This window comes from Glycomyces luteolus (assembly GCF_027622875.1).
In the GTDB taxonomy this organism is placed as follows: Bacteria; Actinomycetota; Actinomycetes; order Mycobacteriales; family Micromonosporaceae; genus Glycomyces; species Glycomyces luteolus.
This window is the reverse complement of sequence record NZ_JAPZVP010000005.1, coordinates 261,373-271,950: the sequence shown is the minus strand read 5'-3', so window position 1 is coordinate 271,950 and position 10,578 is coordinate 261,373. Positions and strand designations below refer to the sequence as shown.

9 protein-coding genes are annotated in these 10,578 nt (G+C 69.8%); 8 read left to right on the top strand and 1 reads right to left on the bottom strand.

From position 1 onward, the window contains the following. Positions 1 to 81 precede the first annotated feature (81 nt). Positions 82 to 1,332 carry a cellulose-binding domain-containing protein gene (locus tag O1R50_RS08450; protein WP_270109503.1) on the bottom strand — a complete coding sequence of 417 codons (1,251 nt, stop codon included), beginning with the start codon at positions 1,330 to 1,332 and terminating at the stop codon, positions 82 to 84. Positions 1,333 to 1,476: 144 nt separating this feature from the next. Here O1R50_RS08450 and O1R50_RS08445 point away from each other — a divergent pair, with 144 nt between their 5' ends. From O1R50_RS08445 to O1R50_RS08410, 8 genes are all read left to right on the top strand, one after another. Continuing rightward, positions 1,477 to 2,367: an SMP-30/gluconolactonase/LRE family protein gene (locus tag O1R50_RS08445; protein WP_408612633.1), complete on the top strand. Its 891-nt coding sequence runs from the start codon at positions 1,477 to 1,479 to the stop codon at positions 2,365 to 2,367. 279 nt (positions 2,368 to 2,646) lie between these two features. Then, entirely contained in the window at positions 2,647 to 4,476 is a 1,830-nt protein-coding gene (locus O1R50_RS08440; protein ID WP_270109499.1) for an ABC transporter substrate-binding protein, read from the top strand. Continuing rightward, the gene (locus tag O1R50_RS08435) at positions 4,473 to 5,516 is read left to right on the top strand and encodes an ABC transporter permease (protein WP_270109497.1); all 1,044 of its coding nucleotides are present in this window, start codon (positions 4,473 to 4,475) and stop codon (positions 5,514 to 5,516) included. Before O1R50_RS08440 ends, O1R50_RS08435 begins: the two co-directional genes overlap by 4 nt. Further along, on the top strand, positions 5,513 to 6,418 hold the full coding sequence (locus O1R50_RS08430) for an ABC transporter permease (RefSeq protein ID WP_270109496.1): 906 nt from the start codon (positions 5,513 to 5,515) through the stop codon (positions 6,416 to 6,418). The genes O1R50_RS08435 and O1R50_RS08430 overlap by 4 nt, the downstream gene beginning before the upstream one ends. Beyond that, on the top strand, positions 6,415 to 7,395 hold the full coding sequence (locus O1R50_RS08425; RefSeq protein WP_270109494.1) for an ABC transporter ATP-binding protein: 981 nt from the start codon (positions 6,415 to 6,417) through the stop codon (positions 7,393 to 7,395). Before O1R50_RS08430 ends, O1R50_RS08425 begins: the two co-directional genes overlap by 4 nt. Continuing rightward, positions 7,385 to 8,401: an ABC transporter ATP-binding protein gene (locus O1R50_RS08420; RefSeq protein ID WP_270109493.1), complete on the top strand. Its 1,017-nt coding sequence runs from the start codon at positions 7,385 to 7,387 to the stop codon at positions 8,399 to 8,401. The genes O1R50_RS08425 and O1R50_RS08420 overlap by 11 nt, the downstream gene beginning before the upstream one ends. Further along, on the top strand, positions 8,398 to 9,222 hold the full coding sequence (locus tag O1R50_RS08415; RefSeq protein ID WP_270109492.1) for a M55 family metallopeptidase: 825 nt from the start codon (positions 8,398 to 8,400) through the stop codon (positions 9,220 to 9,222). The genes O1R50_RS08420 and O1R50_RS08415 overlap by 4 nt, the downstream gene beginning before the upstream one ends. After that, complete coding sequence (locus O1R50_RS08410; RefSeq protein ID WP_270109491.1) at positions 9,215 to 10,543, top strand: M20/M25/M40 family metallo-hydrolase; 1,329 nt, start codon at positions 9,215 to 9,217, stop codon at positions 10,541 to 10,543. Before O1R50_RS08415 ends, O1R50_RS08410 begins: the two co-directional genes overlap by 8 nt. Positions 10,544 to 10,578: the final 35 nt, after the last annotated feature.

Sequence of the window (10,578 nt, the reverse complement as noted above, 5' to 3'; positions counted from 1 at the left end):
GGGGGGGGGTCGGGGGGTGGGGAGGGCCCGCGCCGGGGGCGGGGGGCGGCCCCCCCGCCCCGCCCCCGTCAAGGGGAGGGACTAATAGCCGTAGCGGCTCTTGAGGTGGCGCCACCAGTCGCGCAGCATCCACTGGTCGAACGTGGTGATCGTCGAGGAGGAGCCGGCCTTCATGATGAAGCAGCACTGGCCGGTCGGCGTCCAGTCGTAGAAGTCGTCCAGGCCGAACGTGTGGCCGAGCTCGTGCAGGTAGATGGTGATCTGGCTGGAGTTCAGCGAGTTCACGAAGTACTCCTGGCCCATGCGCTGGCCCCAGTCGCCGCCCGCGCCGCCGCCCATGCCCTGGGTCAGCCACAGGCTCTGGTCGTAGTGGTGCGCCGCGCCGCCCGGGCACTGGGAGTAGTTCCCGTCCTGGTGGAAGAACCGCCCGCAGTCCTCGGAGCACTGCGGCGCGTCCTCGCGGATGTCCCCGATGTAGACGTCGACCGAGCCGTCGCTCCATTGGAGGAGGTTGCGGTCGTAAGCGGCCCAGCCGACGACGTTCACGTCGATCTGGTCGAACGGCCACTCGCTCCAGCCCTTCATCTGGTCGAACCAGAGGTTGTACTGCTGCTGGAGCTTCGCCTCGATCGCGTCGCGCGTCTGAAGGGACACCGAGTTCCGCGAGTCCCAGCGGACGCAGTAGTTGATCGTGCCGCCGGTGGCCATCACCTGGTCCCAGCCGAAGTTGCGGAAGTTCAGGTTGTAGGTGTCTTCGACGTGCGCCCAGACCTCATTGAGGGGCTGGACCAGGTTCGAGGGCGGGTTCCACTCGTCCTGGCCCGGGCCGCCCGTGGGCACCTCGGTGGGCGAGGCGGTGACGTTGGTGGGCGGGTTGGTGGGCGAGGGGCCGGTGTCGCCGGTGCACGTGGCGCCGTTGAGTTTGAACGTTTCAGGCACCGCGTTGGCGCTGCCGGTGAAGGTGCCGCTGAAGCCGAAGCTCGCTGTCGAGGCGGCGGCGATCCGCTTGTTGTAGTCCACGCCCGAGGCGGTGACGTGCTGGCCGGACTGGGTCGCGCTGGTGTTCCAGGCATTGCCGATCTTCTGCGTGCCGGGGAAGTCCCATTCGAGCTTCCACGGGTCGATCGCGGTGTCGCCGAGGTTGGTGATGTCCACGTTGGCGTTGAAGCCGCCAGGCCACTCTGCGGTGACCTGGTAGTCGACCTCGCAGCCGGTGGTGGCGGCCTCGGCCGTCATCATGGTGAACGCCGTCGCGCCCGCGCCGACCACGGCCACCGCTGTCGCGGCGATCGCGGCGCGCAGGCGCCGTCTACTGGGGAGTGCCGGTCCCATGTTCGTTTCCCGTCTCATAGCGTCGGCCGGGCCCGTCCCGGCCGACGTCGGATTGAGCTAACGTGAGTGCGGCTTCGCGCCGCTTTCAGTGACCGTGACGAGACTGTGCACGATCACACGATCAGGCTATATCGAGGAGTTTCGATGCACAATGCTCCGGTGGGTTTCCGAAAACTCGACGAGCGCTTCGCGGTCGCGGGCGACGACTACCTCGAATGCCTGTTCTCCGGCGGACGCTGGACCGAGGGACCGGTGTACGTGCCCTCCGGGAAGTACCTGCTGTTCAGCGACATCCCGAACGACCGGATCATGCGCTGGGACGAGACGGACGGCTCGGTCAGCGTCTTCCGCTCCCCCGCCGGGTACACGAACGGGCACACCCTGGACCGGCAGGGCCGCCTGGTCTCGTGCGAGCACGGGGCGCGGCGCGTGACGCGGACCGAATTGGACGGCTCGATCACCGTCCTCGCCGACCGCTGGGAGGGCAAGCGGTTCAACAGCCCCAACGACGTGGTGGTCTCGGGCGACGGCGCGGTCTGGTTCACCGACCCGCCGTACGGGATCACCAGCGACTACGAAGGGCACCAGGCGGAACCGGAGATCGACGGCTGCCACGTGTACCGGGTGGACCCCGGATCCGGCGCGGTCGAGCGCGTGGCCGACGACTTCGAGCGGCCCAACGGGCTCGCCTTCTCCCCCGACGAGTCCGTGCTCTACATCGCCGACACCCGCCGCGGCCACCTCCGCCGCTTCGACGTCGACGGCGGGAAGCTCAGCGGCGGCGAGGTGTTCTGCGAGTCCCCCGGCGGGAACTTCGACGGGCTGCGCGTGGACGTCGAAGGCCGGGTGTGGGCCGCCGCGGCGGACGTCTACTGCTTCCACCCGGACGGGACCCACCTGGCGACCCTGCCGATCCCGCAGCCGTCGGTGTCGAACCTGGTGTTCGGCGGCCCGAAGCGCAACCGGCTGTTCATCACCGCCACGGACTCGGTCTACTCGATCATGCTGAACACCAACGGGACCTGGAAGCTCTAGGGCCGGACCCTAACCGATGGCGCGGGCCATGACGGCGATCGGGCCCGGCAGCGGCAGGACGACGTTCGAGAAGGCGTAGACGATCGTGTAGACCATGAGCGGCGTCGTGCTGCCCGCGGCCGGTCCGCGGACGTGGCATCATGTTGCGGCAATGAAAACTTTCTTCACTTCATTGACAACTCAAGAAGTGTTCCGTCATTCTGGTCGGTACATCGAGGACCGGTGGCGTGCCCGCCGGGGCGCCCGAATCCTGGAACGGAATGCGAGGACTTGCACCCCATGAATCCCCACGCCCTGATACGGCGGTGCTTCTCCGCCGTCGCCGCGCTGGCCCTCGCGGCCGGCGCGCTCGCGGTGGCCGCTCCCGGCGCCGCCGCTCAGGAGGAGGACACCGACACCCTCCGGATCGCCACGAACCAGGAGGTCGACACCTTCAACCCGTTCAAGCGGCGGTTCGTGATCACCTACGAGACCAGCATGATGACGTACGAGACGCTGGTCCGGATGAGCGCCGAGAACTACGAGCCGGTTCCGGGCCTGGCGACCGAGTGGGAGGAGTCCGCGGACGGTCTTACGTGGACGTTCAAGATCCGCGAGGGCGCCACCTGGTCGGACGGCGAACCGCTCACGGCGGACGACGTGGCCTACACCTACGGGCTGCTCATCGAGAACCAGGCGATCCGGGACTGGAACATCGACTTCGCTCAGAACCTCGTGAGCGCCGAGGCGACCGACGAGTCGACCTTCGTGCTGACGCTGGCCTCCCCCGCCCCGGCGGAGGTGCTCAGCCGCGAGGTCTACATCGTCCCTGAGCACATCTGGTCCGAGTACCCCGATCCCTCGGCTGACGACGCGAACCAGCTGCCGCTGGTGGGCTCGGGCCCGTTCCAGGTCACCGAGTACAAGACCGACGAGTTCATCCGCCTCGAGGCGAACGAGGACTACTGGGAGGGCGCGCCGGGCTTCGACGAGGTCGTCTACGACTACTACGTCGAGACCGACGCGGCGGTGGCAGCGCTCGAAGCGGGCGAGGTCAACATCGTCGGCAACGGCATGCAGGGCGCGCTCAACCCGGCCCAGATCGACGCGCTCAAGTCCCAGGAACACGTGACCACCAACGACGTGCAGGGCCGCCGGTACGTCTCGCTCACCATCAACCACGGCACGGTGACGAAGGACGGCACCGAGTTCGGCGACGGGCACCCGGCGCTGAAGGACCCGTTCGTGCGGCAGGCGCTGCACATGGCGATCGACAAGCAGGCCCTCGTGGACACCGTGCTCGACGGCAGCGGCGAACCGGCGACCTCGCTGATCCCCTCGATCTTCGAGCAGTGGCACTGGGACGGGGGCGACAAGCTCGTCCAGTTCGACCTCGCCGAGGCGAACCGGCTGCTCGACGAGGCCGGCTACGCGCGCGGCGCCGACGGCATCCGCACGATGCCCGGCGGCGGCGAGCCGCTGAACTTCCGGTTCTACCACCACGCCGACAACACCGCGTACGCCACCATCGTGGAATTCGCGACCGAGTGGTGGGCCGAACTGGGCATCGCGGTCGAGGCGCAGGCGATCGAGCAGGGAACCCTGAACGACCTGGCCTACCTGGGCGAGTTCGACATCGCGTTCTCCGGTTGGGGCGTCGGGCCGAACCCGACCGAGCAGCTGGGCATGCACACCTGCGCGGTGCTGCCGACCCTCACCGACGGATCGGAGCGCTCGAGCGAGAACTCCTACTGCAACGCCACATTCGACGAGTTGCACGAGCAGCAGAAGGTCGAGTCCGACCCGGGGGCGCGCGCCGAGCTCGTGAAGCTGCAGCAGGAGATGCTGTACACCGAAACCCCCGTGATCTGGCTGTACTACCAGAACGTCATGGAGGCCTACAACCACGACCGGGTCACGGGCATGACCCCGCAGCCGGCCGGCGGTATGGTCACCGGCCAGCAGGGCTTCACGTGGTCGTACTACACGGCGCAGCCCGCCGGTACCGCCGAAGACGGCGGCGTGCCGATGGGCGTGTGGATCGCGGTCGCGGCAGCGGCAGTCGCCGTCGCGGCGGCCGCGGTGGTCTTCGTGATGCGGCGCAAGAAGACGGTTGACGAGCGCGAATGACCGAGCGTTCCCTGCCCGCGGACGGCGCCTCGCTCGAGGCGCCGTCCGCGGGGCGCGGCCGAGTCTCGAGCGGCTTCGGGCGGTACCTGTTCAAGCACGTGAGCGGCGCGGCCGTGTCACTGCTGCTGGTGCTGTTCTCCTCGTTCTTCATCTTCCGGCTCATCGCCGGCGACCCGATCGACCAGCTCACCAAGGAGCGGCCGGTCTCGGCCGAGCAGCGCGCGGCGATGCGGGCCGAGCTGGGCCTCGACCGGCCGCTGTGGCAGCAGTTCTGGGACTACATCGCCGGCACGCTCACTATGGACCTCGGCGAGTCCTTCCAGTACCGGCGGCCGATCTTCGACCTCATCGTGGAGCGGCTCCCGGCCACGCTCCTGCTCTCGGGCACCGGGATGGTCCTCGCGGTGCTGCTCGGGTTCTGGATCGGCACGCGCTCGGGCTGGAAGCAGGGCAGCCGGTTCGACAAGGGGCATGTGGCGACCGGGCTCGTGCTCTACTCGGCGCCCACGTTCTGGCTCGGGATGATCGTCATCCTCATCTTCGCCCGGTACCTGGGGCTGTTCCCCGTCAACGGGATGCGCTCGCCGAGCACTCCGCCGGACTTCTGGTCGCAGGCGGTCGACATCGGCCACCACCTCGTGCTGCCGGTGCTCACCTACACGGCCGTGGTCTACGCCGGGTACCTCATGATCATGCGGTCGTCCATTCTGGATGAACTCGGCAGCGACTACCTGACCACCGCCCGAGCCAAGGGACTGCGCGACGACGAAGTGCGCCAGCGGCACGCCGTGCCGAACGCGCTGCTGCCCACCGTGACCCTCGTGTTCCTCGCGCTCGGCTCGGTCGTGAACGGCTCCATCGTCACCGAGACCGTCTTCAGCTGGCCCGGCCTCGGCACACTCTTCGTGAACTCGATCTTCTACCCGGACCGGCCGGTGCTGCAGGCGCTGTTCGTGCTGTTCTCCAGCTCCACCATCCTCGCCGTGCTGTGCGCCGAGATCCTCTACTGGTTCATCGATCCCAGGATTCGCAGGTCATGACGACGACAACAGTCTCACCGCGCGCGCTCAGACGGGCGCGGCGGCGGCAGTCCTTCGCCCGCTCCTGGGCCTCCTACCGCAGCCAGCGGACCGGCGTGATCGGCCTGGTCCTGCTGGGCGCCATCGTGATCCTCGCGCTGGCCGCCCCCATCCTCATCGACGAGTCCGCCCTCAGCGTCACCCGCGCCACGGGCGGACGGATGGCCCCGCCGAGCGCCGAATACCCGCTCGGCACCGACGAGACCGGCCGGTCGATCCTCGCGCTCACCCTCTGGGGCTCGCGCCTCTCGCTCGTGATCGGACTGACCGCGACCGTGGTCGCCATCGTCATCGGCACGGCCGTGGGCGTCACGAGCGGCCACATCGGCGGCTGGTACGGCTGGATCGCGCTGCGCCTCTCCGACTGGTTCATGGTGCTGCCCAGCCTCGTCGTGGCCATCGCACTGCTCGCCGTCCTCGGCCGCAGCATGGCCACCACCATCACCGTGATCGCACTCGTCTCCTGGCCCGGCACGACCAGGCTCGTGCGCGCCCAGACGCTGACCGTCCAGTCGCGCCCCTACCTGGAGCGCGCCAAAGCGCTCGGCGCGGGGCACTGGCACCAGATGACCAAGCACATCCTTCCCAACGTGCTGCCGCTGGTGCTCGCCAGCGCCACGCTGCTCGTGCCCTCGGCGATCCTCATGGAGTCCTCGCTGGCGTGGCTGGGCCTGGGCGATCCGAGCGTGGTGTCGTGGGGATCGATCCTCAACCGCGCGTCGGAGAACGGGGCGGTCTCGGCGCACGCGTGGTGGTACCTGCTGCCGCCGGGTCTGGCGATCCTGGTGGTGGTGCTGGCGTTCATGATGTGCGGCCGAGCGCTGGAGGCCGTGTTCAATCCGAGGCTTCGGGGTGAGTCGTGACGCTGCTGGAGTTCAAGGACCTGCACGTGACGTACCGGGGCTCGCGCGGGCGGCTGCCGGCCGTGCGGGGCGTCGATCTGCGTGTGGACGCCGGGGAGACGCTGGGCATCGCAGGGGAGTCGGGGTGCGGGAAGTCGACGCTGGCGATGGCGGTGCTGCGGCTGCTGCCGAAGAGCGCCGAGGTGAGCGGGGAGATCCTGCTCGACGGCGAGGACCTGCTCAAGATGGGGTGGGGGCGGCTGCGGGCCGTGCGGTGGACGGGCGCTTCGATCGTGTTCCAGGGGGCGATGCATTCGCTGAACGCGGTGCAGCGCATCGGGAGGCAGATCGCGGAGCCGATCCTGGTGCACGAGGCGAAGACGACGCCTGCGGCGGCGGCGAAGCGCGCGGAGGCGCTGCTGGAGCGGGTCGGGCTGCCGCCTTCGCGGGCGCGGAGCTTCCCGCATGAGCTGTCGGGCGGGCAGCGGCAGCGCGTGATGATCGCGATGGCGCTGGCGTGCGACCCGGATCTGATCATCGCGGATGAGGCGACGACGGCGCTGGACGTGATGGTGCAGGCGCAGGTGCTGCGGTTGATCTCGGATCTGGTGACCGAGCGCGGGGTGGGTCTGGTGATGATCAGCCACGACCTGTCGGTGCTGTCGGCGGTGTGCGACCGGGCGGCGGTGATGTACGCGGGGCGGATCGTGGAGGAGGGCCCGGCGCATGAGGTGTTCGCCCATGCGCGGCATCCGTACTCGGCGGCGTTGGGGGCGGCGTTCCCGGTGATCGGGGACCCGGCGGCGCGCATGAACCCGGGCGGCCTGGCGGGCGACCCGCCGGATCCGGCGCGCCTGCCGCAGGGGTGTTCGTTCCGGCCGCGGTGCGCGGTCGCGGTGGAGCGGTGCGGCGCGGAGTCGCCGGAGCTGCTCGAGGTCGGGTCCGCGAGGGTGAGTGCTTGTTTCGTAGCGCAGGAAGGGATGCCCGTTGTCCTCTGAGGAGAAGACGCTGACGGCCCGGGGTCTCCGGGTCGAGTTCGGGTTGCCGGGCGGGCGGGTCGCGCGGGCGGTGGACGGGGTGGACCTGGACGTGGCGCCGGGCGAGATCGTGGCGCTGGCAGGCGAGTCCGGTTGCGGGAAGACCACGTTGGCGCGGACGCTGCTCGGTCTGGAGCGGGCGACGGGCGGCACGGTGGCGTTCGACGGCGTGCCGCTGCGGTATTCGACGCGGGCGTTGAAGGCGTACCGGCGGCAGGTGCAGCTGGTGCTGCAGGACCCGACAGGCGCGTTGAATCCGCGGCACACGGTGTATGACGCGGTGGCGGAGGGGCTGCGGATCCACGGGATCTCCGAGGATGAGCCGGGCCGGGTGGCCGAGGCGCTGTCGCGGGCGGGCCTGCGGCCGCCGGAGCAGTTCTTCCTGGCGTATCCGCATGAGCTCTCGGGCGGGCAGCGGCAGCGGGTGGTGATCGCGGGGGCGCTGGTGCTGCGGCCGAGCCTGCTGGTGGCGGATGAGCCGGTGGCGTCGCTGGACGCGTCGGTGCGCGGGGAGATCTTGTCGCTGCTGTTGCGGCTCAAGGAGGAGCAGGGTCTCGGGGCGCTGGTGATCACGCACGACCTGGGTCTGGCGTGGAGCATCGCGGACCGGATCGCGATCATGTACCTGGGTCGGATCGTGGAGCAGGGCCCGGTGGAGCAGGTGCTCACGGCGCCGCGGCATCCGTATACTCGGGCGCTGGTGTCGGTGCTTCCACGGTTTTCAGAGGCCCAGTCCCCTGTCGCCGAGCCGATCGTGCTCGCCGGGGAGCTGCCGGACGCGTCGAAGATCCCGGGCGGGTGCCGGTTCCGACCGCGCTGCCAGGAGGTGGCCTCGGGGAACGCCGCGGCGGTGCTGCACCAGTGCACCGGTGAGGACTTGAAGATCCTTGGGCCCGAGGCGGAGCCGCATCTGGTCGCGTGCCATCTGGACCGCTCGTTGCACGGGGATGCGAGGATGGCCGTGTGAGAATCCTCGTGAGTGCCGACATGGAGGGCGCCACGGGCGTCACTTGCCCCGACGATGTGCTGCCGGGAGGGCCCGGCTGGGAACGGATGCGGCCGTTGTTCACCGATGAGGTGAACGCGGCGGTGGAGGGGCTGCACCGGGGCGGCGCCCGCGAGATCGTCGTGAACGACGCGCACTGGTCGATGCGGAACCTCATGGCCGAGCGGTTCGAATGGCCGGTCACGCTCATCGCCGGGCGCCACAAGGATCTGTCCATGATGGAAGGCGTGCAGGGCGCGGACGCGGTGGTGTTCCTGGGATACCACGCCGGGGCCGGCTTGGAGGGGGTGCTGGCGCACACCTACTTGGCGAACACGATCACCGGCGTGTGGCTCGACGGGGTGCGCGCGAGCGAGGGGCGGTTGAACGCGGCGGTCGCCGCCGAGTTCGGGGTGCCGGTGATCATGGTGACCGGCGACGACAAGACCGTCGAGGACGCGCACGCCTACGCGCCCAAGGCGGTCGGCATCGCGGTGAAAGACTACATCTCGCGGTACGCGGCCGCGTGCCGCACCCCGAAGTGGGCGATTCGCGCAATCCGCAAGGGCGCGGCCGAGGCGGTGGCGCTGGCCGGGCGGCGCGAGCCGGTACAAGAGCCGCACCGGATCGAGGTCGAGTTCGACGCCGAGCACCTGGCGGGGGCCGTCACGGTCGTCCCTGGTGTGGAGCGGGTCGGCGAGCGGCGGGTCGGGTTCGAGCTGCCGAGCATGTACGAGGCGATCCGGTGCTTCAAGGCGGTCACGACGATCGCCTCCGCGGCGATGGAGGAGGCGTATGGGTGAGCCGATCGACGCGGCCGCGCTCGAGGAGGTCGTGCGCTTCACGTCGGAGCTGATCCGGATCGACACCACCAATCACGGCGGCGGGGACGGGAACGAGCGCGAGGCCGCCGAGTACGCGGCAGAGCGGCTCGCGGAGGTCGGCATCGAGGCGCAGATCCTGGAGAAGGCCCCGAACCGCTCCAATGTGGTCGCCCGGATCGAAGGTTCGGACCCCGATGCGGATGCGCTGCTGGTGCACGGGCATCTGGACGTGGTCCCGGCCGAAGCGGCGGACTGGAGCGTCCATCCGTTCTCCGGGGAGATTCGCGACGGGATGCTGTGGGGCCGCGGCGCGATCGACATGAAGAGTATGAACGCCATGGTCCTCGCGACCGTGCGCGCTTGGGCGAGAGCCGGTGTCAAGCCGCGGCGGCCGATCGTGTTGGCGTTCACGGCCGACGAGGAGGCCAGCGCCGAGTACGGCGCGGGGTACCTCGCGGAGGCGCACCCAGACCTGTTCGAGGGCTGCACTGAGGGCGTCTCGGAGTCGGGCGGGTTCACGTTCCACGGCGGGAACGGGCTGCGGCTCTATCCGATCGCGGCGGGCGAGCGGGGCACGGCGTGGCTGCGGCTCTCGGCTTCGGGCACGGCCGGGCACGGTTCGAAGGCGAACCCGGACAATGCGGTCGGGAAGCTGGCGGCCGCCGTCGCGCGGATCGACGCGTACGAGTGGCCGCTGCGGTTGACGCCCACGGTGCGGGCCGCGCTGACCGAGCTCGCCGTGGTCTGCGGTGTCGAGGCGGACCTGGACGACCCGGAGCTGCGGAACATCAGCGGGCTGCTGGCGAAGCTGGGGCCGGCGGCGCAGCTGGTGGCGTCGACGCTGCGCAACAGCGCCAACCCGACGGTGCTGCGGGCCGGGTACAAGGTGAACGTGATCCCCGAGCACGCCTACGCTGAGGTCGACGGCCGGGTGCTGCCCGGCGGTGAAGCCGAGTTCGAGGCCACGATGGATGCGCTGTGCGGGCCCGACGTGCGCTGGGAGTACCAGCACCGCACGCAGCCGCTGGCCGCTCCGGTGGACTCCCCCGCGTTCGCGGCGATGCGCGCGGCGGTCCGGAAGTTCGACCCCGAGGGGCACCCGGTGCCGTTCTGCATGTCGGGGGGCACGGACGCGAAGCAGTTCGCGCAGCTGGGCATCACCGGTTACGGCTTCGCCCCACTGGGGCAGACGGCCGAGCTCGGGTACGGGCGGCTCGCGCACGGCGTCGACGAGCGGGTCCCGGTCGACGGGCTGCATTTCGGGTTGCGGGTCCTGGACGACTTCCTGCGGAACGCATAGAGGAGTACACCATTGCAGCAGTCCCCTTACGGCGC